This is a genomic window from Streptomyces sp. NBC_01190 (genome assembly GCF_045039895.1).
GTDB lineage: Bacteria > Actinomycetota > Actinomycetes > Streptomycetales > Streptomycetaceae > Actinacidiphila.
In genome coordinates, this window is sequence record NZ_CP108580.1 from 5,088,866 (window position 1) to 5,113,631 (window position 24,766).

Annotated in this window: 23 protein-coding genes; 19 read left to right on the forward strand and 4 right to left on the reverse strand. The window is 72.5% G+C overall.

Annotated features, from left to right (window positions below):
- Nucleotides 1-2: 2 nt before the first annotated feature.
- From rpsD to truA, 4 genes are all read left to right on the forward strand, one after another.
- The gene (rpsD, locus tag OG519_RS21405; protein WP_311298484.1) at nucleotides 3-629 is read left to right on the forward strand and encodes a 30S ribosomal protein S4; all 627 of its coding nucleotides are present in this window, start codon (nucleotides 3-5) and stop codon (nucleotides 627-629) included.
- Nucleotides 630-792: 163 nt separating this feature from the next.
- Complete coding sequence (locus OG519_RS21410; RefSeq protein ID WP_033177813.1) at nucleotides 793-1,815, forward strand: DNA-directed RNA polymerase subunit alpha; 1,023 nt, start codon at nucleotides 793-795, stop codon at nucleotides 1,813-1,815.
- A gap of 291 nt (nucleotides 1,816-2,106) precedes the next feature.
- The gene (rplQ, locus tag OG519_RS21415) at nucleotides 2,107-2,670 is read left to right on the forward strand and encodes a 50S ribosomal protein L17 (protein WP_405586341.1); all 564 of its coding nucleotides are present in this window, start codon (nucleotides 2,107-2,109) and stop codon (nucleotides 2,668-2,670) included.
- A gap of 101 nt (nucleotides 2,671-2,771) precedes the next feature.
- Entirely contained in the window at nucleotides 2,772-3,617 is an 846-nt protein-coding gene (gene truA / locus OG519_RS21420) for a tRNA pseudouridine(38-40) synthase TruA (RefSeq protein ID WP_405586344.1), read from the forward strand.
- Between the two features lie 57 nt (nucleotides 3,618-3,674).
- On the opposite strand, the gene OG519_RS21425 is transcribed toward truA, so the two are convergent.
- The gene (locus OG519_RS21425) at nucleotides 3,675-5,066 is read right to left on the reverse strand and encodes a hypothetical protein (protein ID WP_405586347.1); all 1,392 of its coding nucleotides are present in this window, start codon (nucleotides 5,064-5,066) and stop codon (nucleotides 3,675-3,677) included.
- 178 nt (nucleotides 5,067-5,244) lie between these two features.
- Here OG519_RS21425 and OG519_RS21430 point away from each other — a divergent pair, with 178 nt between their 5' ends.
- The 4 genes from OG519_RS21430 to glmM all read left to right on the forward strand — a co-directional run bounded on the left by OG519_RS21430 (nucleotide 5,245) and on the right by glmM (nucleotide 9,829).
- Nucleotides 5,245-6,867 carry an ABC-F family ATP-binding cassette domain-containing protein gene (locus tag OG519_RS21430; protein WP_405586350.1) on the forward strand — a complete coding sequence of 541 codons (1,623 nt, stop codon included), beginning with the start codon at nucleotides 5,245-5,247 and terminating at the stop codon, nucleotides 6,865-6,867.
- Between the two features lie 261 nt (nucleotides 6,868-7,128).
- Nucleotides 7,129-7,572: a 50S ribosomal protein L13 gene (gene rplM, locus OG519_RS21435; RefSeq protein ID WP_405586353.1), complete on the forward strand. Its 444-nt coding sequence runs from the start codon at nucleotides 7,129-7,131 to the stop codon at nucleotides 7,570-7,572.
- Between the two features lie 39 nt (nucleotides 7,573-7,611).
- Nucleotides 7,612-8,127, forward strand: a complete 516-nt coding sequence (gene rpsI / locus OG519_RS21440) for a 30S ribosomal protein S9 (RefSeq protein WP_405586356.1) — start codon at nucleotides 7,612-7,614, stop codon at nucleotides 8,125-8,127.
- Between the two features lie 343 nt (nucleotides 8,128-8,470).
- Nucleotides 8,471-9,829, forward strand: a complete 1,359-nt coding sequence (gene glmM / locus OG519_RS21445) for a phosphoglucosamine mutase (protein WP_405586359.1) — start codon at nucleotides 8,471-8,473, stop codon at nucleotides 9,827-9,829.
- Between the two features lie 104 nt (nucleotides 9,830-9,933).
- Here the strand turns inward: glmM and coaA are convergent, their stop codons facing one another.
- Entirely contained in the window at nucleotides 9,934-10,980 is a 1,047-nt protein-coding gene (coaA, locus tag OG519_RS21450; RefSeq protein WP_405586361.1) for a type I pantothenate kinase, read from the reverse strand.
- A gap of 417 nt (nucleotides 10,981-11,397) precedes the next feature.
- Here coaA and OG519_RS21455 point away from each other — a divergent pair, with 417 nt between their 5' ends.
- From OG519_RS21455 to tsaE, 5 genes are all read left to right on the forward strand, one after another.
- A complete protein-coding gene (locus OG519_RS21455) occupies nucleotides 11,398-11,766 on the forward strand; it encodes a holo-ACP synthase (RefSeq protein ID WP_405586364.1) in 369 nt (122 codons plus the stop codon).
- Nucleotides 11,767-12,114: 348 nt separating this feature from the next.
- Nucleotides 12,115-13,557 carry an NAD(P)H-hydrate dehydratase gene (locus OG519_RS21460; RefSeq protein ID WP_405586367.1) on the forward strand — a complete coding sequence of 481 codons (1,443 nt, stop codon included), beginning with the start codon at nucleotides 12,115-12,117 and terminating at the stop codon, nucleotides 13,555-13,557.
- Nucleotides 13,558-13,662: 105 nt separating this feature from the next.
- Nucleotides 13,663-14,877: an alanine racemase gene (gene alr / locus OG519_RS21465; RefSeq protein ID WP_405586370.1), complete on the forward strand. Its 1,215-nt coding sequence runs from the start codon at nucleotides 13,663-13,665 to the stop codon at nucleotides 14,875-14,877.
- An 8-nt stretch (nucleotides 14,878-14,885) separates the two neighbouring features.
- A complete protein-coding gene (locus OG519_RS21470) occupies nucleotides 14,886-16,127 on the forward strand; it encodes an alpha/beta fold hydrolase (RefSeq protein ID WP_405586373.1) in 1,242 nt (413 codons plus the stop codon).
- Between the two features lie 11 nt (nucleotides 16,128-16,138).
- On the forward strand, nucleotides 16,139-16,684 hold the full coding sequence (tsaE, locus tag OG519_RS21475; protein ID WP_405586375.1) for a tRNA (adenosine(37)-N6)-threonylcarbamoyltransferase complex ATPase subunit type 1 TsaE: 546 nt from the start codon (nucleotides 16,139-16,141) through the stop codon (nucleotides 16,682-16,684).
- Nucleotides 16,685-17,552: 868 nt separating this feature from the next.
- Here tsaE and OG519_RS21480 read toward each other — a convergent pair.
- Nucleotides 17,553-18,131, reverse strand: a complete 579-nt coding sequence (locus tag OG519_RS21480) for a hypothetical protein (RefSeq protein ID WP_405586378.1) — start codon at nucleotides 18,129-18,131, stop codon at nucleotides 17,553-17,555.
- Between the two features lie 153 nt (nucleotides 18,132-18,284).
- Here OG519_RS21480 and tsaB point away from each other — a divergent pair, with 153 nt between their 5' ends.
- The 4 genes from tsaB to OG519_RS21500 are packed head-to-tail and all read left to right on the forward strand — an operon-like array spanning nucleotide 18,285 to nucleotide 21,079.
- A complete protein-coding gene (gene tsaB / locus OG519_RS21485; RefSeq protein WP_405586380.1) occupies nucleotides 18,285-18,950 on the forward strand; it encodes a tRNA (adenosine(37)-N6)-threonylcarbamoyltransferase complex dimerization subunit type 1 TsaB in 666 nt (221 codons plus the stop codon).
- A gap of 29 nt (nucleotides 18,951-18,979) precedes the next feature.
- The gene (locus tag OG519_RS21490) at nucleotides 18,980-19,645 is read left to right on the forward strand and encodes a GNAT family N-acetyltransferase (RefSeq protein ID WP_405592882.1); all 666 of its coding nucleotides are present in this window, start codon (nucleotides 18,980-18,982) and stop codon (nucleotides 19,643-19,645) included.
- Complete coding sequence (tsaD, locus tag OG519_RS21495) at nucleotides 19,638-20,822, forward strand: tRNA (adenosine(37)-N6)-threonylcarbamoyltransferase complex transferase subunit TsaD (protein ID WP_405586383.1); 1,185 nt, start codon at nucleotides 19,638-19,640, stop codon at nucleotides 20,820-20,822. The genes OG519_RS21490 and tsaD overlap by 8 nt, the downstream gene beginning before the upstream one ends.
- Nucleotides 20,819-21,079 carry a hypothetical protein gene (locus OG519_RS21500; RefSeq protein WP_405586385.1) on the forward strand — a complete coding sequence of 87 codons (261 nt, stop codon included), beginning with the start codon at nucleotides 20,819-20,821 and terminating at the stop codon, nucleotides 21,077-21,079. Before tsaD ends, OG519_RS21500 begins: the two co-directional genes overlap by 4 nt.
- 105 nt (nucleotides 21,080-21,184) lie before the next feature.
- On the opposite strand, the gene OG519_RS21505 is transcribed toward OG519_RS21500, so the two are convergent.
- On the reverse strand, nucleotides 21,185-22,366 hold the full coding sequence (locus tag OG519_RS21505) for a THUMP-like domain-containing protein (protein ID WP_405586388.1): 1,182 nt from the start codon (nucleotides 22,364-22,366) through the stop codon (nucleotides 21,185-21,187).
- A gap of 232 nt (nucleotides 22,367-22,598) precedes the next feature.
- On the opposite strand from OG519_RS21505, the gene groES reads away from it, so the two are divergent.
- Both groES and groL read left to right on the forward strand, forming a co-directional pair.
- Nucleotides 22,599-22,907, forward strand: coding sequence for a co-chaperone GroES (gene groES / locus OG519_RS21510; RefSeq protein WP_401474591.1), 309 nt, complete (start codon nucleotides 22,599-22,601; stop codon nucleotides 22,905-22,907).
- Nucleotides 22,908-23,053: 146 nt separating this feature from the next.
- Complete coding sequence (gene groL, locus OG519_RS21515) at nucleotides 23,054-24,679, forward strand: chaperonin GroEL (RefSeq protein WP_405586390.1); 1,626 nt, start codon at nucleotides 23,054-23,056, stop codon at nucleotides 24,677-24,679.
- Nucleotides 24,680-24,766 lie beyond the last annotated feature (87 nt).

A 24,766-nucleotide genomic window follows, 5' to 3' on the forward strand; every position in this document is an offset into this window, starting at 1 on the left:
ACATGGCGCGATACACCGGGGCCGACTGCAAGCGTTGCCGTCGGGAGAAGCAGAAGCTCTTCCTCAAGGGAGCCAAGTGCGAAAGCGCGAAGTGCCCGATTGAGATCCGTCCTTACCCCCCGGGTGAGCACGGACGCGGGCGCACCAAGGACAGCGAGTACCTGCTTCAGCTTCGTGAGAAGCAGAAGTGCGCTCGTATCTACGGCGTCCTCGAAAAGCAGTTCGTGAACTACTACAAGGAAGCGAACCAGAAGACCGGCAAGACCGGTGAGAACCTTCTGCGCATCCTTGAGACCCGCCTCGACAACGTGGTGTACCGGGCCGGCTTCGCCAAGTCCCGCGACCACGCCCGTCAGCTGGTCCGTCACGGACACATCACCGTCAACGGCCGCAAGAACGACATCCCGTCGGCTCGCGTGGCTGTGAACGACATCGTCGAGGTGCGCGAGTCGTCCCGCAACCTGACCCCGTTCGCGGTGGCCCAGGGCGAGGCCGGCGACAAGACCGTGCCGGCGTGGCTCGAGGCCAACGCGGGCAAGCTCCGGATCCTCGTGCACAGCATGCCCGAGCGCCAGGTGATCGACACCCAGGTGCAGGAGCAGCTCATCGTCGAGCTCTACTCGAAGTAACCCCGAGTAGCCGGAAGATCGGCTCTCGGTCACGGGTGGTGCGGCTTTTCTCCAGGATCCCGGTAGGTTTCGGTAGATTTTGGCGGGAAAAGCCGTGCCACCCGTACCCTCGTATTACTGGGGGCGTCAAATAGCGGGCGCCCACGACTGAAGGATCCACCACATGCTGATCGCTCAGCGTCCATCGTTGACCGAAGAGGTCGTCGACGAATTCCGCTCCCGGTTCGTGATCGAGCCGCTGGAGCCGGGCTTCGGCTACACCCTCGGAAACTCCCTGCGCCGTACGCTCCTCTCCTCGATCCCGGGTGCGGCGGTCACCTCGATCCGGGTCGACGGGGTCCTGCACGAGTTCACCACCGTGCCGGGCGTCAAGGAGGACGTCACCGACGTCATCCTCAACATCAAGCAGCTCGTCGTCTCCTCCGAGCACGACGAGCCGGTCGTGATGTACCTGCGCAAGCAGGGCCCGGGCGTCGTCACCGCCGCCGACATCGCGCCGCCGGCCGGTGTCGAGGTGCACAACCCCGACCTGGTGCTCGCCACGCTGAACGCCAAGGGCAAGCTGGAGATGGAGCTGACCGTCGAGCGCGGTCGCGGCTACGTCTCCGCGGTGCAGAACAAGCAGCAGGGCCAGGAGATCGGCCGGATCCCGGTCGACTCCATCTACAGCCCGGTGCTCAAGGTCACCTACAAGGTAGAGGCGACCCGTGTCGAGCAGCGCACCGACTTCGACAAGCTGATCGTCGACGTCGAGACCAAGCAGGCCATGCGGCCGCGTGACGCGATGGCGTCGGCCGGCAAGACCCTGGTCGAGCTCTTCGGCCTGGCCCGCGAGCTGAACGTCGACGCCGAGGGCATCGACATGGGCCCGTCCCCCACGGACGCCGCCCTGGCCGCGGATCTGGCGCTCCCGATCGAGGAGCTGGAACTCACCGTCCGCTCCTACAACTGCCTCAAGCGCGAGGGCATCCACTCCGTGGGTGAGCTGGTGGCCCGCTCCGAGGCGGACCTGCTCGACATCCGCAACTTCGGTGCGAAGTCGATCGACGAGGTCAAGGCGAAGCTGGCCGGCATGGGCCTGGCCCTGAAGGACAGCCCGCCCGGATTCGACCCCACCGCCGCGGCGGACGCGTTCGGCGCGGACGACGATGTGGATGCGGGCTTCGTGGAGACCGAGCAGTACTAGTACCTCCGGCGGTCAGCGGGGATTCCGCGTCCGCCACGGTTGACGTGCCCCTCCAGGGGCGCGAGGAACTGCGCGCTCAGCCCACAGCGCGCCTGCGGGTCGTCACCGGCCCAAAGGGGCTGTTGCTGTCGTATCCGGACCACCGGCCGGCGGCCGGTTGCTCGCGCAGTTCCTCGCGCCCCTAAGGGGCGAGACCCGAGGCGGTAGCCTCGGGGTACCGGGTTTGCAGCCGCACGCCCGGCCTGACACCGGTACCTGACACGGCCGGTGCAGCGTAGAAGGAGAAAGACCATGCCTCAGCCCGCCAAGGGTGCCCGTCTGGGCGGCGGCGCCGCGCACGAGAAGCTGCTCCTCGCGAACCTCGCGAGGTCCCTCTTCGAGCACGGCCGCATCACCACCACCGAGGCCAAGGCGCGCCGGCTGCGCCCGGTCGCGGAGCGCCTGATCACCAAGGCGAAGAAGGGCGACATCCACAACCGTCGCCAGGTTCTCCAGTCGATCACGGACAAGAGCATCGTGCACACGCTCTTCACCGAGATCGCGCCGCGTTACGAGAACCGCCCGGGTGGCTACACCCGGATCACCAAGATCGGCAACCGCCGCGGCGACAACGCCCCGATGGCGGTCATCGAGCTGGTCGAGGCGCTCACCGTGGCCCAGCAGGCGACCGGCGAAGCCGAGGCGGCCACGAAGCGCGCGGTCAAGGAAGACACCCTGAAGAAGGCCGAGCCCGAGGACGCCAAGCCGGCGACCGAGGACACTGAGGACGAGGCCGCCGCTCCGGCCGACGAGGCTGCCGCCACTGATGAGGCTGCCGCCACCGACGAGGACGGCACGGAGTCCAAGGACGCCTGAGCGTTCTGACGTCCGAACGGGCGGGCTCGCACCCCACGGGGTGCGGGCCCGCCCGCATGAGCGGCGACGAACAGGCAGCAGGCATGAGTGAGGAGCGAAGCGTGAGCGACGACCCCGCCCCCGGCTTCGTCCGGGTCAGGCTCGACCTGTCCTACGACGGTGCGGAGTTCTCCGGCTGGGCCAAGCAGCGCGAGCGGCGGACCGTACAGGGCGAGCTGGAGTCGGCGATCCGGACCGTGCTGCGGCTCTCGGAGCCGGTCGAGCTGACGGTGGCCGGGCGGACCGACGCCGGCGTGCACGCGCGCGGCCAGGTGGCCCACGTCGACCTGCCGGCGGAGGTGTGGGCGCGGGAGAGCGGGCGGCTGCGCCGCCGGCTGGCGGGCCGGTTGCCGTGGGACGTACGGGTGTGGCGGGCGGAGGCGGCACCCGCCGGGTTCAACGCGCGCTTCTCGGCGATCTGGCGCCGCTACGCGTACCGGGTCGGCGACCACCCCGGCGGCGTCGATCCGCTGGTGCGCGGCCATGTGCTCTGGCACGACCGCCCGGTGGACGTGGACGCGATGAACACGGCCGCCAAACTGCTGCTCGGCGAGCACGACTTCGCCGCGTACTGCAAGAAGCGGGACGGCGCGACGACCATCCGGACCCTGCTCGACCTGCACTGGGAGCGGACCGCCGACGGGCTCGCGGTGGCGACCGTACGGGCCGACGCCTTCTGCCACAACATGGTGCGGGCCCTGGTGGGCGCGATGATCCTGGTCGGCGACGGCCACCGGCCGGCCGGTTTCCCCGGTGAGGTGCTGGCCGGCCGGGAGCGGCACTCCGCCGTCAACGTGCTGCGCCCGCACGGCCTCACCCTCGAAGAGGTCGGCTACCCGCCGGACGACCAGCTCGCCGCCCGCAACCTGGCGGCCCGCAACAAGCGCACCCTCCCCGGCTGCCTGTAGGGGCCCGGTCCGGCGCGACCTACTAGCAGCCGGACCGGCCCCCTCCACCAGCGCTGATCAGCCCCGGTCGGGGTCGGCCGCCGCCGCGTCCTTGCCGCGCTGCACGATCCGCTGGAAGGCGAAGTTGGACGCCTCGTTGGCGGCGCGCCGGCCGATGCTGTCCTTGACGGCCAGGGTCTTGCCGTTCTTGTAGCCGGAGATGGCGAAGTAGGCGTAGCGGCCGACCGCGTTCGAGGTCATCTGGCAGTACACCGCGTGGCAGAAGTCCTTGACGCCGCCGCCGTTGAGCGGGGCCAGATAGCGGGCGGTGTGCTGCACCTTGGCGGCGCGCGCGCTGTCGTCGAAGACGGCGACGCCGACGGTGACGGCCAGCGGGCCGTTGGTGTAGGTGGCGCGGACCAGTTGGTGGCAGCCGTTCGCGGCCAGCGCGGTGGCGACCGCGTCACGGGCGCCGCTCTCGCAGTTGGCCGTGCTGACCGCCGCGGTCTTCACGTACGTACGGCCGTTGAGCACGAACTGCTTGCCGGGGAAGAGGGAGTCCGCGGTGAGCGGCGCCTTGTCCTTGGCGGCGGTGCCGATGTAGTCGAGCGGGTTGGCGGGCGGCGGCGGGGCGACCGAGGAGAAGGACGGGGCGGGCGGCAGCGTCGGCTGGCCGGCCGTACTGGCGGCGGCCGTCGGGCCCGCCGCGCTGTCCGAGCTCTTGCCGGACAGGACGACGGCGGTCGCCACACCGCCGGCGATGACCGCCACGGCGACGATTCCGCCGGTCAGCATCATGACCTTACGGCGGCGGGCGCCGGCCGCCTGTTCGTCGGCGAGCGCGCTCCAGTCGGGGGTGCCGGGGCCCGACCGGGGGCCGCCGGAGGCGCGGTGCGAGCCGGGCGCCTTGGGCGGCGCGCCCGCACCGGATCCCTTGCCCGCCCGCGCCGCCTTGGCGCCGGCACCTCTGGCCGCTCCCTCTTCGTTCGCCTCTTCGGCCGCCGCGGCCTCGCGTATCTGCTGGATCCGCTGCTGGAAGGCGGCGGCCTGGCCGCTGAACCCCTGGCCGGGCTGCTGGTCCTGCGGGCCGGGGTCCGACTGCCGCGGGCCCTGGGCGTGTTGCGGGGCCTGGGGTGCCTGGGGTGCCTGCTGAGCGGCCTGGCCCCGCGGCCCCGCGTCGGGACCCGGTTGTCCAGGGCGCGGTCCCTGCTGGGGCTCCTGGGTGCTCCAGGCCGGTCCCGCCCCCGGCGCCTGTGGGGCCGCGCCGGCCCCTGGCGCGGCCGGTGGCGGCGCGGCGAACTGCTGCCGCGGATCGTCCTGCGGCTGTGGCTGCCGCGGCGGAGGAGCGTCGTACTGTCGCTGCGCTTGCGACCGGGAGGGGATGACACGTCCCTCCAGGATCTCGCGGCCGCCCTCGGGGGCTGTGGAACGCGGATCCTGCGGTGGCTGCTGCCCGGGCCCTTCAGTCATGTCGCGCATCATATTGCCGTACCGGGGATGGCTGTATTCGGAGCGGGTTCCGGCCATGTTGGCCATGGTCCGGCCATCCCGTCGGCCATCACACGCGGCGGCACACCGACCGGCGCACCGGCCACCCGTCAGGGAAAACGAGTTGGGGCCGAAGCGGGCCTCCGGGGAGAATCCACCCATGGGACATGTGGAAGCAGCGCACATCGAGTACTACCTGCCGGACGGGCGGGCGCTGCTCGGCGACGTCTCGTTCCGGGTCGGCGAAGGCGCCGTGGCGGCCCTGGTGGGCCCCAACGGCGCGGGAAAGACCACCCTGCTCCGGCTTGTCGCCGGCGAGCTCAAACCCCACTCGGGCACCGTCACGGTCAGCGGCGGCCTCGGCGTGATGCGCCAGTTCGTCGGCAGCGTCCGCGACGACCGTACCGTCCGTGACCTGCTGGTCTCGGTGGCGCACTCGCGGATCCAGACCGCGGCCAAGGCGGTCGACGCAGCCGAGCTGGCGATCATGGCGCAGGACGACGAACCGGCCCAGATGGCGTACGCGACGGCGCTCAGCGACTGGGCCGAGGCGCGCGGCTATGAATCCGAGACGCTGTGGGACATGTGCACCATGGCGGCGCTCGGGGTGCCGTACGAACGGGCGCAGTGGCGCGAGGTCAAGACGCTCTCCGGCGGCGAGCAGAAGCGGCTGGTGCTCGAAGCGCTGCTGCGCGGCCCCGACGAGGTGCTGCTGCTGGACGAGCCGGACAACTATCTGGACGTCCCCGGCAAGCGCTGGCTGGAGGAGCAGCTCGAACAGACCAAGAAGACGGTGCTCTTCGTCAGCCACGACCGTGAGCTGCTGGCCCGCACCGCGCGGCGGATCGTCAGCGTGGAGACCGGCCCGGCCGGCTCGACGGTCTGGATCCACGGCGGCGGCTTCGGTACCTTCCACGAGGCCCGCAAGGAGCGCTTCGCCCGCTTCGAGGAGCTGCGCCGCCGCTGGGAGGAGGAGCACGCCAAGATCAAGGCGATGGTGCTGCGCCTGCGCCAGCAGGCGGCGATCAGCCCCGACATGGCCTCCCGCTACCACGCGGCCCAGACCAGGCTGCGCCGGTTCGAGGAGGCGGGCGCCCCGCAGGAGCCGCCGCGCGAGCAGGACATCAGGATGCGGCTCAAGGGCGGCCGGACCGGCGTCCGCGCGGTGACCTGCCGGCAGCTCGAACTGACCGGCCTGATGCGGCCGTTCGACCTGGAGGTCTTCTACGGCGAGCGGGTCGCGGTGCTCGGCTCCAACGGCTCGGGCAAGTCGCACTTCCTGCGGCTGCTCGCCGGGGACACCTCGGTGGCGCACACCGGCACGTACCAGCTGGGTGCCCGGGTGGTGGCGGGCCACTTCGCCCAGACGCACGCGCATCCCGAGCTGATCGGCCGCACTCTGGTCGACATCCTGTGGAGCGAGCACGCGCACGACCGGGGCCGGGCCATGTCGGTGCTGCGCCGGTACGAGCTGGAGCGCCAGGGCGACCAGCCCTTCGACAAACTCTCCGGCGGCCAGCAGGCCCGTTTCCAGATCCTGCTGATGGAGCTGGTCGGCACCACCGCGCTGCTGCTCGACGAGCCCACCGACAACCTCGACCTGGAGAGCGCCGAGGCACTCCAGGAGGGCCTGGAGTCCTATGACGGGACGGTGCTCGCCGTCACCCACGACCGATGGTTCGCCCGCTCCTTCGACCGCTATCTGGTCTTCGGCTCCGACGGCCTGGTGCGGGAGACGCCGGAGCCGGTGTGGGACGAGCGGCGCGTCGAGCGCAAGCGGTGAGGTGGTGTGTACGGAGCGGAGGGGCGTAGGGCGGCGGCCACCGTTTTGACCCGTACGGCCCTGCTGGCTATCCTGATACCTTGAAACTTATGCGTATTGGCTTGCCTTATCTCACGTGAGGGGCCCTTACGCCGGTCCACCGGGCCGATGACCAGCGGCAGGCAGACGGGTTGCGTCCCCGAATGCGGCCAAGGCTGTCGTGATCGTCCGGGTGGCCTTGTCAGGATCACACTCACTGAGAAGAAGCGAAGGCATACGACCGTGCGTACGTTCAGCCCCAAGCCCGGCGATGTCACTCGCCAGTGGCACGTCATCGACGCGCGGGACGTTGTCCTGGGCCGTCTGGCGACCCAGACCGCGTCCCTTCTGCGGGGCAAGCACAAGCCCATCTACGCCCCGCACGTCGACACCGGTGACTTCGTCATCATCATCAACGCCGACAAGGTGCACCTGACCGGCAACAAGAAGACCCAGAAGATGGCGTACCGCCACTCGGGTTACCCCGGCGGCCTGCGCTCCGTGCGTTACGACGAGCTGCTGGACAAGCACCCGGAGAAGGCCATCGAGAAGGCCGTCAAGGGCATGCTTCCCAAGAACACCCTGGGCCGTCAGATGCTCACGAAGCTGAAGGTCTACGCGGGTGACCAGCACCCGCACGCGGCCCAGCAGCCGGTGCCGTTCGAGATCACCCAGGTCGCGCAGTAGTCCCGGCCACCAGCTACCAGAAAGAATCTGAGGAGAATCGTGGCTGAGACCACCGCCGAGACCCCGCTCGAGGGCGAAGAGTCCTACGACGAGATCACCACCTTCGAGTCCGAGACCGTCGAGTCGGAGTACACCTCCGAGTCGCTCGCCTCGCGCTTCGGTGACCCGCAGCCGGCCGCCGGCACCGGCCGCCGCAAGCAGTCCATCGCCCGCGTCCGGATCATCCCGGGCTCCGGTAAGTGGAAGATCAACGGTCGCACCCTTGAGGGCTACTTCCCCAACAAGGTGCACCAGCAGGAAGTCAACGAGCCGTTCAAGGTGCTGGAGCTCGACGGTCGTTACGACGTCGTCGCCCGTATCAACGGTGGCGGCATCTCCGGCCAGGCCGGTGCGCTGCGCCTGGGCGTCGCCCGTGCGCTCAACGAGGCGGACGTGGACAACAACCGCGGCGCGCTCAAGAAGGCCGGCTTCCTGACCCGTGACGACCGCGCGGTCGAGCGGAAGAAGGCCGGTCTGAAGAAGGCCCGCAAGGCGCCGCAGTTCAGCAAGCGCTGACGCCTCCGGCGGGATCGCTCCCGCCCGGCGTGTCGTACGCCCCGGAGACACACTGGTGCCTCCGGGGCGTTCGCATTCCACGCCAGGGGCGTATATGTGTGGTGGTACGACTTCGAAAGTCCCGCAGCCCCGCTCATGCACACCCCGTACAACCCCTTGGCACGCCTCGCTTGTCAGAGCTAGTCAGAGCTAGTCAGAGCTAGTCAGAGCTAGTCGGGGCGCGTCCGGGCGCGTAAGAGCCCCGGGTGCCGTGCGTGGGCCATCGGGACGGCACCACACGCGGACGGTCCAGCACGAGCGGGACCGCGTCGCGGCACCTCGCACGTAATCGGAGGAAACAACAGTGGGACGACTTTTCGGCACCGACGGGGTGCGGGGCATCGCCAACGCCGATCTCACCGCCGAGCTGGCCCTCGGGCTGTCCGTGGCGGCGGCGCACGTACTGGGCGAGGCGGGCAGTTTCGCGGGGCACCGTCCGGTGGCCGTGGTCGGCCGTGACCCCCGGGCGTCCGGCGAATTCCTTGAGGCCGCCGTGGTGGCGGGTCTCGCGAGCGCGGGCGTGGACGTCCTGCGGGTCGGTGTGCTGCCCACCCCAGCGGTGGCGTATCTCACCGGCGCGCTGGGCGCCGATCTCGGCGTGATGCTCTCCGCCAGCCACAACGCCATGCCGGACAACGGTGTCAAGTTCCTCGCCCGCGGCGGCCACAAGCTCGACGACGAGCTGGAGGAGCGGATCGAGGCGGTCTACGAGGAGCACAGCACCGGCGCTCCCTGGAACCGTCCCACCGGCGCCGGCGTCGGCCGGGTCCGGGACTACGACGAGGGCTTCGACCAGTACGTGGCCCATCTCATCGGTGTGCTGCCCAACCGGCTCGACGGGCTGAAGATCGTCCTCGACGAGGCCCACGGCGCCGCCTCCCGGGTGTCGCCCGAGGCGTTCTCCCGGGCCGGCGCCGAGGTGATCACCATCGGCGCCCAGCCGGACGGCCTCAACATCAACGACGGCTGCGGCTCCACCCATCTGGGCCTCCTGAAGGCCGCAGTGATCGAGCACGGCGCCGACTTCGGCATCGCGCACGACGGCGACGCCGACCGCTGCCTGGCCGTGGACGGGGCGGGCCAGGAGATCGACGGCGACCAGATCATGGCCATCCTCGCGATCTCGCTGCGCGAACGCGGCGGCCTGCGCCGGAACACCGTGGTCGGCACGGTGATGTCCAACCTCGGCTTCAAGCTGGCGATGGAGCGCGAGGGCATCGACTTCGTCCAGACCGGGGTCGGCGACCGGTACGTGCTGGAGGCGATGAAGGAGCACGGCTACGCGCTCGGCGGCGAGCAGTCCGGGCACGTCATCGTGCTCGACCACGCCACCACCGGCGACGGCACGCTGACCGGGCTGCTGCTGGCCGCCCGGGTCGCCGAGACCGGGCGCTCGCTCGCCGATCTCGCCACCGTCATGGTGCGGCTGCCGCAGGTGCTCATCAATGTGCCCGACGTGGACCGCACCCGGGTCGAGTCTGCGGTCGAGCTGGCCACCGCCATCGCCGAGGCCGAACTGGAGCTGGGCTCCACCGGCCGGGTACTGCTGCGCCCCTCCGGCACGGAGCCGCTGGTCCGGGTCATGGTCGAGGCGGCCGACATCGACCACGCCAGAACAGTGGCGGGCCGCCTCGCCGACGTGGTGAAGTCAGCACTCGCCTAGCCCCCGGTTGGGGCGCGGGGAACTGCGCGAGCAACCCCCCACCGGCCGGTGGTCCGGCGACAGCCGGAAGGGGCACACCCCGTGCGGTCCGGCCCCGCGCAGCGTCACAGCTTGCGCAAGCTCAGCCGCCGCACCCGATGCTGCGGCCCCTTGCGCAGGACCAGGGTGGCCCGGCCGCGGGTCGGCAGAATGTTCTCGACCAGGTTGGGCTCGTTGACGGTCCGCCAGATCGACTGGGCGTAGGCCAGGGCTTCCCCCTCCGTCACCTGGGTGTACCTGCGGAAGTACGAGCCGGGGTCCTGGAAGGCGGTCTCGCGCAGCTTGCGGAACCGCTCCAGGTACCAGCGCTCGATGTCCTCGGTGCGGGCGTCCACGTAGACGCTGAAGTCGAAGTGGTCGGCCAGCCCGATCCTGGTGCGGCCGTCGCTGCCGGGCAGCGCGGGCTGGAGAACGTTCAGGCCCTCCACCACGAGGATGTCCGGGCGGCGGACGACGAGCCGCTCGCCGGGCACGATGTCGTAGCTCAGATGCGAGTAGACCGGCGCGCCGACCTCGGGTTTGCCGGATTTCACGTCGGCGACGAAGCGGGTCAGCGCGCGGCGGTCGTAGGACTCGGGGAAGCCTTTGCGGGCCATCAGGCCGCGCCGGGCGAGTTCCGCGTTGGGCAGCAGGAATCCGTCGGTGGTGACGAGCTCGACCTTGCGGGGCCGTTCGCCGCCGTCGGCCGGGTGCTGCGGCAGCGAGAGCAGGGCCTGCAGCAGGCGGGCGGTGGTGGATTTGCCGACCGCGACGCTGCCGGCCACGCCGATGACGAAGGGGACGCCGCCGGTGCCGGTGCCTTGGCCGGCGGCCTGACCGGGGCTCCGGCCGTTGCTCTGGCCGCCGCCTGCGTCGGCGAGGTCGCCGAGGAAGGTGTTGAGGGCGCCGCGCAGGCCGCTGTGGGCGGCGATGTAGAGGTTGAGCAGGCGGGCCAGTGGCAGGTAGACGTCCACGACCTCGTCCAGGTCGATGACGTCCCCGAGCCCGCGCAGCCGCTCCACCTCCGCGGCGGTGAGGGTGAGCGGGGTGCGGTGGCGCAGGGTGCGCCACTGGTCCCGGGTCAGATCGACGTAGGGGGTGGGGGTTGTCGGCACGGGATCATTGTGGGCCACCGGACCGCCCGGGGTGCCCCTCCCGTACGTCGCCGGACCTGCGGCCGGTGGGTGGTTGTTCGCGCAGTTCCCCGCGCCCCTGCCGGGCGCCGAGCCCCTTTCGGTCGTTGCCGGACCTGCGGCCGGTGGGTGGTTGTTCGCGCAGTTCCCCGCGCCCCTTGCGGGGCCGCCCAGCCCCTTGCGGTCGTTGGCGGACTTTGGGCCGGTGGGTGGTTGCTCGCGCGGTTCCTCGCGCCCCTGGCGGGGTCGCCCAGCCCCCTCCGGTCGTCGCCGGATTGCCCGTCCGTCGGGGTTGCTCGCGCGGTTCCTCGCGCCCCTGGTTGGGCTGGTGCGGAGTAGTCGGGTGCTCGGATGCGGGGGTGGTGGGGACGCATCTAAGCTGGCGAACATGCGTGTGTGCGGTGTGGTGACTTTCGAATGATCGTCGGAGTTGGTATCGACGTGGCCGAGATCGACCGCTTCGCGGCCGCTCTCGACCGCACCCCCGGCATGGCCGAGCGCCTCTTCAGCCCGAACGAGCTGCTGCTTCCCAGCGGGGAGCGCCGCGGCGCCGCCTCGCTGGCCGCCCGCTTCGCCGCCAAGGAGGCCCTGGCCAAATCCCTCGGCGCCCCGGGCGGCCTGCACTGGCTCGACGCCGAGATCACCACCACCCCCTCGGGCCAGCCCCGCCTCTCCGTCACCGGCACAGTCGCCGCCCGCGCCGAACAACTCGGCGTCACAAGCTGGCACGTCTCCCTCAGCCACGACGCAGGCATCGCCTCCGCCGTAGTAATCGCCGAAGGCTAACCCTCGCCGGCACCAGCCCCACCAGGGGCGCGGGGAACCGCGCGAGCAACCCCCACCGGCCGGTGGTCCGCCAACGACCGAAAGGGGCTGGGCGGCCCCGCCAGGGGCGCGGGGAACCGCGCGAGCAACCACCCACCCACCAGCGGTCCGGCGACGGCCGGAAGGGGCTGGGCGGCCCCACCAGGGGCGCGAGGAACCGCGCGAGCAACCCCCCATCGGCGGAGGATCCGGCGACAGCCGGAAGGGGCAGCTCGGGCGGTCCGGTAACCCCCCACCGCGCGGGACCCCGCGGGGTAGGGGAGGGTGGACCGGGGCCGAAAGGGCCACGCAGGGAGAGGGAGAGACACGATGCGGTACGGCCACAGCGTGCAAACCGTACGAACCGCCGAGGCCGCCCTGATGGCCCGGGTCGCCGAGGGCGCGCTGATGCAGCGGGCGGCGGCCGGACTCGCCGCCGTATGCGTGGAGTTGCTGGGCCGGCGGGTCTACGCCGCCCGGATCGTGGTGCTGGCGGGAAGCGGCTCCAACGGCGGGGACGCGCTCTACGCCGGGGCCCGGCTGGCCCGCAGAGGAGCGGCCGTGACCGCCGTACTGCTCGCCCCCGACCGTACCCACCAGGAGGGCCTCGCCGCGCTGCGGGCCGCCGGCGGCCGCGCCGTCGACCCGTCAGCCGGCCGCACCGCGATCGCGCGAGCGCACCTCGTGCTCGACGGCATCACCGGCATCGGCGGCAAGGGGGGCCTGCGGCCCGAAGCCGTACCCGTGGCCGAGGCGGCGCGGGAATCCGGCGCGCCGGTCGTCGCCGTCGACCTGCCCAGCGGGGTGGACGCCGACAGCGGCGAGGTGACCGGCGCCGCCGTGCACGCCGAGGTGACCGTCACCTTCGGCACGTACAAGCCGGGGCTGCTGATCGACCCGGGCGCCTCGCTGGCCGGCGCGCTGCGGCTGGTCGGCATCGGCCTCGACGCCGATCTCGGCGCGCCGGAACTGGAGGCGTTGCAGCACGCCGATGTCGCCGCGCTGCTGCCCCGGCCGGGCGGCGAGAGCGACAAGTACCGCAGGGGCGTGGTGGGGATCGCCGCCGGGTCGCAGCGGTATCCGGGCGCGGCGGTGCTCGCGGTGTCCGGCGCCCTGCGGGCGGGTGCGGGCGCCGTACGGTACGCGGGGCCCGGCGGCGAGGCGGTGCTGGCCCGGCATCCCGAGACGCTGGTGTCGAACGGTTCGCCGAGCCACGCGGGCCGCGTCCAGGCATGGGTGGTGGGCCCCGGCCTCGGCGACACGGCGGAGGCCCGTACCGCAGTCGACGAGGCGCTCGGCTCCGACGTACCGGTCCTGGTGGACGCGGACGGCCTGCGGCTGGTGGACGCCGACCGGCTGCGGCGCCGAGCCGCGCCGACCGTGGTGACCCCGCACGCGGGGGAGGCGGCGGCGCTGCTCGGCTGGGAGCGGACCGACGTGGAGGCACGGCGGCTGGACGCGGTGCGGGCGCTGGCCGAGCGCTACGGGGTGACCGCGCTGCTCAAGGGGTCCACCACGCTGGTGGCCGACCCGGATCCGGCCGTCCCGGTCCGGGTGAACCCGACGGGCACCGCATGGCTCGCCACGGCCGGCAGCGGCGATGTCCTCTCCGGCCTGACCGGCTCGCTGCTGGCGTCCGGGCTGGCCGCGCGGGACGCCGCCTCGGTCGGCGCGTATCTGCACGGCCTGTCCGCCCGCCTCGGCCAAGGGCCGCTGTCCGCGATGGACGTGGCCGACACGATCCCGGCCGCCTGGCGCAACGTGCTGGCCTGAGCACCGGTCCCGCCGGCCGATCCCGGGCACCGGCCGGGGGCGGGGCGCCGGGCGCCGGGGGCAGTGCTGACGGCAAAGCCGGCACCGCCTGAGAGACTGGCCGCAATGAACGACATGGACACGCGTGCCCGGGCGCGCATCGATCTGGGCGCGCTGCGATCGAATGTCGCGGCGCTGCGGGCGAAAGCCCCCGGCGCCGCGTTCATGGCGGTCGTCAAGGCGGACGGTTACGGACACGGGATGGTGCCGTGCGCACGCGCCGCGCTGGCGGCCGGCGCGACCTGGCTGGGGGTGGCCACGCCCGACGAGGCGCTGGCGCTGCGGGCGGCCGGCGTCGGCGGCCGGGTGCTCTGCTGGCTGTGGACGCCCGGCGGCCCGTGGCGGGAGTGCGTCGAGGCGGACATCGATGTGACGGTCAGCGCGCGCTGGGCGCTCGACGCGGTGGTGGCGGCGGCCCGCGCCGCCGACCGCACCGCCCGGGTGCAGTTGAAGATCGACGCCGGGCTCGGCCGCAACGGCGCCCAGCCCGCCGAGTGGCCGGATCTGACCGCCGCCGCCCGCGCCGCGGAACGCGCCGGGGCGATCCGGGTCACCGGCGTCTGGTCGCACTTCTCCTGCGCGGACGAGCTGGGCCACCCCTCGATCGACCGCGAACTCGCCGTCTTCCGCACCGCCGTACGGCAGGCGGCGGACGCCGGGCTGACCCCCGAGGTGCGCCATCTGGCGAACTCGCCCGGCACCCTCACCCTGCCCGAGTCCCACTTCGACCTGGTGCGGCCGGGGGTCGCGATGTACGGCATCTCCCCGGTGCCGCAGCTCGGCGGCCCGGCCGACTTCGGGCTGCGGCCGGTGATGACGCTCACCGCAGACCTCGCCTCGGTGAAGCGGGTGCCGGGCGGACACGGCGTCAGCTACGGCCATCGGTACATCACTCCGGGTGACACCACGCTTGCGCTGGTGCCGGTGGGGTATGCCGACGGTGTACCCCGGCACGCGTCGGGATCGGGGCCGGTCCTGGTGGCCGGAAAGTGGCGGGCGGTGGCGGGGCGGGTGGCGATGGACCAGTTCGTGGTGGATCTCGGCGGCGACGCGGCCGCGCCCGGGGACGAGGCCGTCCTCTTCGGCCCCGGCGACCGGGGCGAGCCGACCGCCGAGGACTGGGCGCGCGCCGCCGGCACCATCGCGTACGAGATCGTCACCCGGATCGGCCCCCGGGTCCCCCGGGTCTACGTGGACGCCCCGGCAGCCGGTGACGGAGCCGTCGGTGACGCCCCCGCCATTGGAGACGGCACCCCCGCCGTCGGCCCGGGCGGGCGGTAACCGCCCCGATGGCCGAGCGGACGTGGGAGAAGGCCGGGCTGCTCGGCGCCGCCATCGGCGTGGTGGCCGCCGGCGCCGCCGCGGGAGTGGCGATAGAGCGGGTCACCGTGGGCCGCGGCATGCGCCGCCGGGCGCAGCTCGCCCTCGACGCGTCCGGTCCGTACGGCAGCCTGCGCGGCGTCCCCGGCACCGCGATCGCCGAGGACGGCACGGAGCTGTATTACGAGACCGAGGACGCCGACTCGCCGCCGGCAGCCGAGCCGGAGCAGCAGGCCAGGCGCGCAAGGAGCTGGCTGCGCCGCCCGGGCCCGCCCACGGCCCGCGGCAAGGCCAAGGGCGGCGCCGGGCAGCCGCCGCCGCTGCCGGTCACCGTCGTCTTCTCGCACGGTTACTGCCTCACCCAGGACTCCTGGCACTTCCAGCGCGCCGCCCTGCGCGGCGTCGTCCGGGCGGTCTACTGGGATCAGCGCAGCCACGGCCGCAGCGAGCGCGGCCGGGACCAGAGCGCGGGCAAACCGGCCACCATCGACCAACTCGGCCGCGACCTCAAGGCGGTGCTCGACGCGGCGGTGCCCGAGGGCCCGGTGGTCCTCGTCGGACACTCCATGGGCGGCATGTCGGTGATGGCCTTCGCCGACCAGTTCCCGGAGTACGTACGGGAGCGGGTGGCCGGAGTCGCCTTCATCGCGACCTCCTCCGGCAAGCTCGCCGCCGTCACCCTCGGGCTGCCCACGGCGGGGGCCCGCGCGTTCCGGGTGCTGGCCCCCGGGGTGCTGAAGGTGCTCGGCAGCCAGGTCGAGCTGGTGGAGCGGACCCGGCGGGCCACCGCCGACCTCTTCGCCGGGTTCATCAAGCGCTACTCCTTCGGCTCGGACGACATAGACCCGGCGGTCGGGCGGTTCGCCGAGCGGCTGATCGAGAGCACGCCGATCGATGTGGTGGCCGAGTTCTATCCCGCGTTCACCGCGCACGAGAAGGGCGCCGCGCTCGCCGTGCTGGCCGGACTGCCCGGACTGGTGCTGGCCGGCGACAAGGATCTGCTGACGCCGAGCGCGCACAGCACCGACATAGCCGAGAAGCTGCCGGACGCGGACCTGATCATCGTCGAGGGCGCCGGGCACCTGGTGCTGATGGAGCGGCCCGAGCTGGTGAACGCCGCTCTCGCCCGGCTCGTGGCGGAGGCGGCGGACGCCGTGCGCGCACCCGTTGCGCAGCGACTTCGTGAGCTGACGACGGTGCCCGACGCGTAGCATTCGCCTTCATGGGCACACCGCACGACCCCTACACCGCCAACGCCACAGCGGACGCTCCGACGATCCGGATCACCGTCCGCAACCCCGAGCGCATGCACGAGCTGGGGCGCCGGCTCGCGTCCCTGCTCACCCCCGGTGACCTGGTACTCCTCAGTGGGGAGTTGGGCGCGGGCAAGACCACGCTGACCCGCGGGCTCGGCGAGGGGCTCGGGGTCAGGGGGGCCGTCACCTCGCCCACTTTCGTCATCGCCCGGGTCCATCCCTCGCTCGGCGGCGGCCCTGCCCTGGTGCATGTGGACGCCTACCGGCTGAGCGGCGGCCTCGACCAGATGGAGGACCTCGACCTCGATGTGTCGCTGCCGGAGTCGGTGGTGGTCGTGGAGTGGGGGGACGGCAAGGTCGAGGATCTCTCCGACGCCCGGCTGCACGTGTCCATCTCCCGTACGGCGGGACCGGAGGCGCCGGAGGCCGAGGGCGACGACGTCCGCGAGGTGACGGTGACCGGTGTGGGCCCGCGCTGGGCCAAGGAGGATCTGACCGCGCTCGGGGTGTGAGCCGACAGGCTGTCGGGAAGATGTTGCGCAGGGGAGGGCGGCCGTGGTCTGCTGGGTGCGGGCACCTGGTTAGGGCTGCCTAACTTCTCGCTACGAGGAGGCGCGCATGTCGGATCGGCACCAACACGGTCAGGCCCCGGAGTCGCCGGCCGTGGCCGGCCCACTCCCGTCGGTGCGGGACCTGCTCGCGGCCTGCGCGGCGGCCCGCACGGTCTCCACCCCACCCCGGGCCCCAGCCCAGCCGGCCACCACGGCGGAGGGGGAGGCCGGGCCTGTTACCGGCCCAGACCGCGCGGACCGCCGGCACGCCGCCTGACCCGTCCGGGGGCATCTTGGCTCGCCCCCAGGGTCGCGAGGAACTGCGCGCTTAGCCACGGCGCACCTGCGGGTCGTCACCGGCCGGGAGGGGCTGTTGCTGTCGCGTCCGGACCACCGGCCGGTGGCCGGTTGCTCGCGCAGTTCCCCGCGCCCCTGGGGGGCGCCGCCCTTTCACCCGGTCGAGTGATTTCCGGCCAACCGATTTCGCCCGGTGGAGCCGCCGGCTGCGGTCTGGTTTTTCGGGACGCGAGGAACCGCGCGGGGTGCGTTGGCGGGCGGGGGTGCGGGTCTGTTTTTTGGGTGCGCGACGAACCGCCCGGGGTGCGTTGGCGGGTGGGGGTGCGGGTCTGTTTTTTGGGTGCGCGACGAACCGCCCGGGGTGCGTTGGCAGGCGGGGGTGCGGATGTGGTTTTTGGGGGCGCGGGGAACTGCGCGAGGGCAAGCACCGCGCGGGGTGCGTTGGCGGGCGGGGGTGCGGGTCTGTTTTTTGGGTGCGCCGAGGAACCGCGCGGGGTGCGTTGGCGGGTGGGGGTGCGATGGGGCGGCCCCGCTACCGCGTAACCTCCACCGCCGTGCCGATCATCGCGTGCTCCCAGAGGGCAAGCGCGTCCGCCCGGCCTTCCCGTACCGCGGCCGTCCGCTTGGTCGGGTCCGGCGGCCGGAGGGGCGCGTCGAGCGCGGCGCTGAAGCCGACGTTCCGGTCCGCGCTCCGGGCGAAGAACACCGCGTGTTCGACCCGCTCCCCGTCACCGCCGACGCCCTCCGCCCGGCGCGCGAACACCCGGTGGCCGCCGATCGCGGGTCGGACGGCCCCGCCCATCACCCGGTAGGTGCGCAGCACCAGCTCGTTGGGGTCGACCAGCCAGACACGCCGGCGGCCGAGGCTGTAGACCACCCGCTCGCCCAGACCGGAGTGGGCCGGCAGCGCATCCGGGGCGGGCGCGTCCGGGGCGGGCCTGGCCTTGTCGGCCGTCCCGCCCGCCCCGCTCGTCCCGGTCCTCCCGGTCGCCCCGGCGGTACCCACCGCTGCCCGCGGCGGCGGGCCGGAGACGGCGGCCAGCGCGCCGATCGCGATCAGCGCCGCCCCGGCCAGCCCGGCGACCAGCGTGCCGGCCTTGATCTCCGCCATCGTCGCGATCCTCCCGCTCCTCATCACCGCGTCACCGTCCACTGCCCCAAGCGGAGCAAAAAAGACCAAAAGTAAGCTTTTGATCAGATTTGACGTTAGCAGCCGCGCCGCCCGCCGCCCTGCCGCCGCGACCACGCGCCGTACGCTGGACACGTGCTCCTGCTTGCCTTCGACACCGCCACGCCCGCCGTCACCGCCGCTCTGCACGACGGGGAGCGGGTGCTCGCCGAGTCGACCGTGGTCGACGCGCGCCGCCACGGTGAGCTGCTCGTCCCCGCCGTCGACCGGGTGCTGACCGCCGCCCGCGCCGAGATGGCCCTGGTCACCGGCATCGTGGTCGGCGTCGGCCCCGGCCCGTACACCGGGCTGCGGGTCGGCCTGGTGACCGCGGCGGCCTTCGGCGACGCCCTCGACGTGCCCGTGTACGGGCTCTGCACGCTGGACGGCCTCGCCTGGGCGGCCGGCGAGGCGGGGCTCGACGGTCCCTTCGTGGTGGCGACCGACGCCCGCCGCAAAGAGGTCTACTGGGCGCGCTACGACGGTCCGGGCCACCGTGTCACCGAACCGGCCGTGGACCGCCCCGCCGACATCGCCGAGCAGGTGGCGGGGGTGCCCGCCGTCGGCGCGGGCGCGCACCTGTATCCGGAGGTCTTCGCGGACCGCCGGGCGGACCCCGCCCACCAGTCGGCGGGCGCGCTGGCCGGCCTCGCCGTCCACCGGATGACCACCGGCGAACCCTTCGCCCCGGCACTCCCGCTCTATCTGCGGCGGCCCGACGCCCAGGTCCCGGCGGGCTACAAGGCGGTCCTGCCCCGGTGAACACGGCATCGGACATCGTCCTGCGGGACATGCGCTGGTGGGATCTGGGCGCTGTCATCGACCTGGAGCACGACCTCTTCCCTGAGGACGCCTGGTCCCGCGGCATGTTCTGGTCCGAGCTGGCCCAGACCGGCCACCCGGCCGCCACCCGGCGGTACGTCGTCGCCGAGACCGTACCGGACGGTTCGGCCGGATCGGACGGTTCGCCGGGTGGGTCGTCGGGCGGATCCCCCGGGCCGTCGGCCCGCGGCCGGATCGTCGGGTACGCGGGGCTCGCCGCGGTGGGCGGCACCGGCGATGTGCAGACCATCGCCGCCGCCCGCGACCACTGGGGCACCGGGCTCGGCGCCCGGCTGCTCACCGAGCTGCTCCGTACCGCGACCGCCGCCGAATGCCATGAGGTCCTGCTGGAGGTACGGGTCGACAACCCCCGGGCCCAGCGGCTCTACCGGCGCTTCGGCTTCGAGCCCATCGGCATCCGCAAGGGCTACTACCAGCCGGGCAACGTGGACGCGCTCGTCATGCGGCTCGCCGACCCGGCCACCACCGTGACCGCAGACGCAGACGCAGACGCAGACGCAGACGCAGACCCAGACGCCGCCGACGAACCCGGCGCGTCCGGCCCGCCCGGCGCTTCGGGCGTATCAGGAGCAGCCGGCCCGCCCGGCGTGGAGGAAACAGAGATCCATGGCTGACGAACCCCTTGTCCTCGGCATCGAGACCTCGTGCGACGAGACCGGTGTCGGCATCGTGCGCGGGCACACCCTGCTGGCCGACGCGATCGCCTCCAGCGTCGATGAGCACGCCCGCTACGGCGGCGTGGTGCCGGAGGTCGCCAGCCGCGCCCACCTGGAGGCGATGGTCCCCACCATCCAGCGGGCCCTGAAGGAGGCCGGGGTGCGCGCCCGCGACCTCGACGGCATCGCGGTGACCGCGGGGCCCGGACTGGCCGGCGCGCTGCTGGTCGGGGTGTCGGCGGCCAAGGCGTACGCGTACGCCCTCGGCAAGCCGCTCTACGGCGTCAACCACCTCGCCTCGCACATCTGCGTCGACCAGCTGGAGCACGGCCCGCTGCCCGAGCCGACGATGGCGCTGCTGGTCTCCGGCGGCCACTCCTCGCTGCTGCTCGCCCCCGACATCACCGGTGACGTCCGGCCGCTGGGTGCCACCATCGACGACGCGGCGGGCGAGGCCTTCGACAAGGTGGCCCGGGTGCTCGGTCTCGGCTTCCCCGGCGGCCCGGTCATCGACCGCTACGCCCGGGACGGCGATCCCTCGGCCATCGCCTTCCCGCGCGGGCTGACCGGCGGCCGGGACCCGCTGTACGACTTCTCCTTCTCCGGTCTGAAGACGGCCGTCGCCCGCTGGGTGGAGGGCCGGCGCCGGGACGGCCAGGAGGTGCCGGTCGCGGATGTGGCCGCGTCCTTCCAGGAGGCCGTGGTGGACGTGCTGACCCGCAAGGCGATCAGGGCGTGCAAGGACAACGGCGTCGACCATCTGATGATCGGCGGCGGGGTGGCCGCCAACTCCCGGCTGCGGTCGCTCGCGCTGGAACGGTGCGCGGACGCCGGTATCCGGCTGCGGGTGCCGCGTCCCGGGCTGTGCACGGACAACGGCGCCATGGTCGCCGCGCTGGGCGCCGAGATGGTGGCCAGGGGCCGTCCCGCCTCGACGCTCGACCTGCCGGCCGACTCCTCACTGCCCGTCACCGAGGTCTCCGTGCCGGGGCATACCCATGAGCGCGGCGAGGCGTCCGGGCCCGGCGGGGGCCGGCGGACCGCCCTGCGTACGGTGCCGGCCGCCCCGGGGCAGCCGGTCGCTCACCACCACGGCCACGTACACGAGTTGAGCAAGGACAACCTCTACGGATGACCGTCACCCTGATGTGGGAAGCCGCGGCCGCCGAGGGATGTGGACCCCGACTCCTCGACTGGGCGCGGGAGCAGGAACTGGCCGCCGTCCCCCGGCGGCTGGAGTTCCTCACCGCGCCGGGCGACCGGGTGCTGGTGATCAGTTGGTGGGAGGAGCCGTACGACGACCAGGTGCCGGAACTGCCGGACCCACCGGCTGAGTTGGTCCGCCGTCAGGTGCACCGCTGGCGCTTCGTCTCGGTGTCGGTGAAGAACTGACGGCCGGTCGAGCGCGGTGCCAGGGGATCGGCGTCCACTGATGGACCGTCAATCGAGTCGTCGGTCGGGCCCCCGACCGAGTCGTGGACCGGGCCGTCGAGGGCCTCAATCGCCCTTCAGCGGCTGCCCGATGAGCATGGCCGGCGCCCCCGCCACCCGGGTCAGGAACACCGTCGCCGCGTTCGGCCCCCGCGGCTTCACCCGGCGCCGCACCTCCTCCGGCTCCACCGCGGAGCCGCGCTTCTTGACCGTCAGCGTGCCCACCTCCCGCTCCCGCAGCAGCGCCTTGAGCCGCTTGAGGTTGAAGGGCAGCACGTCGCCGATCTCGTACCCGGCGGCGTACGGGGTGGGCCGCGGCTCGTCCGCGGTCACGTAGGCGATGGTGGGGTCGATCAGCCCGCCGCCCAGTTCCGCCGCCACCGCGGCGACGAGGTGGGCGCGGATGACCGCGCCGTCCGGCTCGTAGAGGAAGCGGCCCACCGGCCGTACCGGCGGCGGGTCCTGAGGCATCGCGGCGGCCCGCAGCGTGGCCCCTGAGGGCAGCAGGGTGGCGCGTACGGCGCCGGGCTCGGTGCCGAACCAGAGCGCCGCCTCCTTCACGTCACCGCGGTCGGAGACCCACTCCGCCTCGGCGTCCTTCGGCACCGCCTCGTGCGGGATGCCGGGCGCCACCTTCACCGCGGCGAAGGGCACCGTACGGGCCGCTGTCAGCGCCCAGGAGAGCGGTGGCGAGTACGCCTCGGGGTCGAAGGTCCTGCCGCGTCCGGTGCGGCGCGCCGGGTCGACGAACACCGCGTCGTAAGGGCCCGGGTCGATCCCGGTCACGTCGGCGCACCGCACCTCGATCCGGTCGGCGAGCCCGAGCGCCTCGGCGTTGGCGCCGGCCACCGCGCAGGTGAGCGGGTCGCGGTCCACCGCGAGCACCTCGATGCCGGCCCGGGCCAGCGCGATCGCGTCGCCGCCGACGCCGCCGCACAGATCGGCCAGCCGGCCCACGCCCAGCGCCCGGAAGCGCCCGGCCCGGTGGGCGGCGACGGTGGCCCGGGTGGCCTGCTCGACGCCGTCCGGCGTGAAGTACATCCGGTGGGCGTCGGCCGCGCCGAACTTCGCCACCGCCCGCTGCCGCAGCCGGGCCTGCCCGAGCGCCGCCGAGACCAGCCCGGCGTCGTACGTCCGGCGCAGCCGGGTGGCCACGGCGAGGTCGTCGGCGTGGTCGTGCTCGCGCAGCGCGGTGAGCAGTGCCTGGCCGTCGGCGGTGAGCAGCGCACGGAAGGTTTCGGGGTCCACCGGACCATTGTCGGTGAGCCGGCGGAGTCCCGATCGCCACCCGTCCGGCCCATGTCGCTGGCACTCCGCTTGACCGAGTGCTAAGAGCCGTCCTAGTCTCGGGTCTGGCACTCGGCACCGCTGAGTGCCAGAACTCAGCGACGGGCAGGTCCGGCACCCGCGACGACGGGCCTACCAGGTCGCCGACCCAGACAGACACTCCCGTGAGCCCTTTGAAGGGGGAGGTCGGATCGTGACGACCGCCAGCACCAAGGTTGCCATCAAGCCGCTTGAGGACCGCATTGTGGTCCAGCCGCTCGATGCAGAGCAGACCACGGCCTCCGGCCTGGTCATTCCGGACACCGCCAAGGAGAAGCCCCAGGAGGGCGTCGTCCTGGCTGTGGGCCCGGGCCGCTTCGAGGACGGCAACCGGCTGCCGCTCGACGTCACCGTCGGAGACGTCGTGCTCTACAGCAAGTACGGCGGCACCGAGGTGAAGTACAACGGCGAGGAGTACCTCGTCCTCTCGGCGCGCGACGTCCTCGCGATCGTCGAGAAGTAAGTCTTCCGGCTTCACCGCACAGCCGTGATCCCGCCCCGGGTTCTCCGTGTCCTACAGGCCGGGGGCCCCGGGGCGGTTTCGTTGACCGTCCTGCCGATGACAGACGACGACACCTGACTGACGAGTAGACGAGGTAGTTCCCAGGCATGCCCAAGATCCTGAAGTTCGACGAGGACGCCCGTCGCGCCCTTGAGCGCGGCGTCAACAAGCTCGCCGACACCGTGAAGGTGACCATCGGTCCCAAGGGCCGCAATGTCGTCATCGACAAGAAGTTCGGCGCCCCGACCATCACCAACGACGGTGTCACCATCGCCCGCGAGGTCGAGCTGGACGACCCGTACGAGAACCTGGGCGCGCAGCTCGTCAAGGAGGTGGCGACCAAGACCAACGACATCGCGGGTGACGGCACCACCACCGCGACCGTGCTGGCCCAGGCGCTGGTCCGCGAAGGCCTGCGCAACGTCGCCGCGGGCGCTTCCCCGGCCGCCCTGAAGAAGGGCATCGACGCCGCCGTCAAGGCCGTCTCCGACGAGCTGCTCGCCTCCGCCCGCGCGATCGAGGGCAAGGAGGACATCGCCGCGGTCGCCGCGCTGTCCGCCCAGGACAAGCAGGTCGGCGAGCTCATCGCCGAGGCGATGGACAAGGTCGGCAAGGACGGTGTGATCACCGTCGAGGAGTCCAACACCTTCGGCCTGGAGCTGGAGTTCACCGAGGGCATGGCCTTCGACAAGGGCTACCTCTCGCCGTACTTCGTCACCGACCAGGAGCGGATGGAGGCCGTCCTCGACGACCCGTACATCCTCATCCACCAGGGCAAGATCGCCTCGATCCAGGACATGCTGCCGCTGCTGGAGAAGGTCATCCAGGCCGGTGGCTCCAAGCCGCTGCTGATCATCGCCGAGGACGTCGAGGGCGAGGCGCTCTCCACCCTGGTCGTCAACAAGATCCGCGGCACGTTCAACGCCGTCGCGGTCAAGGCCCCGGGCTTCGGTGACCGCCGCAAGGCCATGCTCGGCGACATCGCCACCCTCACCGGTGCGACCGTCATCGCCGAGGAGGTCGGTCTCAAGCTGGACCAGGCCGGTCTGGACCTGCTGGGCAGCGCCCGCCGGGTCACCGTCACCAAGGACGACACCACCATCGTCGACGGCGCCGGTGACAAGTCCGAGATCGACGCCCGCGTCAACCAGATCAAGGCGGAGATCGGCACCACCGACTCCGACTGGGACCGCGAGAAGCTCCAGGAGCGGCTGGCCAAGCTGGCCGGCGGGGTCTGCGTGATCAAGGTCGGCGCGGCCACCGAGGTCGAGCTCAAGGAGAAGAAGCACCGTCTCGAGGACGCGATCTCCGCGACTCGCGCGGCCGTCGAGGAGGGCATCGTCTCCGGCGGTGGCTCCGCCCTGGTCCACGCGGTCAAGGTGCTCGCCGACAACCTCGGCAAGACCGGTGACGAGGCCACCGGTGTCGCGGTCGTCCGCCGCGCCGCCGTCGAGCCGCTGCGCTGGATCGCCGAGAACGCGGGCCTCGAGGGCTACGTGATCACCGCGAAGGTCGCCGACCTGGACAAGGGCCACGGCTTCAACGCGGCCACCGGCGAGTACGGCGACCTGGTCAAGGCCGGCGTCATCGACCCGGTCAAGGTCACCCGCTCCGCCCTGGAGAACGCGGCGTCGATCGCCTCCCTGCTGCTCACGACCGAGACCCTGGTCGTCGAGAAGAAGGAAGAGGAGCCCGCGGACGCCGGCCACGGCGGCCACGGCCACTCCCACTGACCCACCCCTCGCACCAAGCCCCACCTCGCCCGGCCCGGCCGCCCTCCCCTATGAGGGCGCCGGGCCGCGCCCATTCTGGCCGATCGG

Coding starts and splice junctions, on each gene's coding strand:
- rpsD (WP_311298484.1), top strand. CDS start 3: ATGGCGCGATACACCGGGGCCGACTGCAAGCGTTGCCGTCGGGAGAAG.
- OG519_RS21410 (WP_033177813.1), top strand. CDS start 793: ATGCTGATCGCTCAGCGTCCATCGTTGACCGAAGAGGTCGTCGACGAA.
- rplQ (WP_405586341.1), top strand. CDS start 2,107: ATGCCTCAGCCCGCCAAGGGTGCCCGTCTGGGCGGCGGCGCCGCGCAC.
- OG519_RS21425 (WP_405586347.1), bottom strand. CDS start 5,066: ATGACTGAAGGGCCCGGGCAGCAGCCACCGCAGGATCCGCGTTCCACA.
- OG519_RS21430 (WP_405586350.1), top strand. CDS start 5,245: ATGGGACATGTGGAAGCAGCGCACATCGAGTACTACCTGCCGGACGGG.
- OG519_RS21455 (WP_405586364.1), top strand. CDS start 11,398: ATGATCGTCGGAGTTGGTATCGACGTGGCCGAGATCGACCGCTTCGCG.
- OG519_RS21460 (WP_405586367.1), top strand. CDS start 12,115: ATGCGGTACGGCCACAGCGTGCAAACCGTACGAACCGCCGAGGCCGCC.
- alr (WP_405586370.1), top strand. CDS start 13,663: ATGAACGACATGGACACGCGTGCCCGGGCGCGCATCGATCTGGGCGCG.
- OG519_RS21470 (WP_405586373.1), top strand. CDS start 14,886: ATGGCCGAGCGGACGTGGGAGAAGGCCGGGCTGCTCGGCGCCGCCATC.
- tsaE (WP_405586375.1), top strand. CDS start 16,139: ATGGGCACACCGCACGACCCCTACACCGCCAACGCCACAGCGGACGCT.
- OG519_RS21480 (WP_405586378.1), bottom strand. CDS start 18,131: ATGGCGGAGATCAAGGCCGGCACGCTGGTCGCCGGGCTGGCCGGGGCG.
- OG519_RS21490 (WP_405592882.1), top strand. CDS start 18,980: ATGCGCTGGTGGGATCTGGGCGCTGTCATCGACCTGGAGCACGACCTC.
- tsaD (WP_405586383.1), top strand. CDS start 19,638: ATGGCTGACGAACCCCTTGTCCTCGGCATCGAGACCTCGTGCGACGAG.
- OG519_RS21500 (WP_405586385.1), top strand. CDS start 20,819: ATGACCGTCACCCTGATGTGGGAAGCCGCGGCCGCCGAGGGATGTGGA.
- groL (WP_405586390.1), top strand. CDS start 23,054: ATGCCCAAGATCCTGAAGTTCGACGAGGACGCCCGTCGCGCCCTTGAG.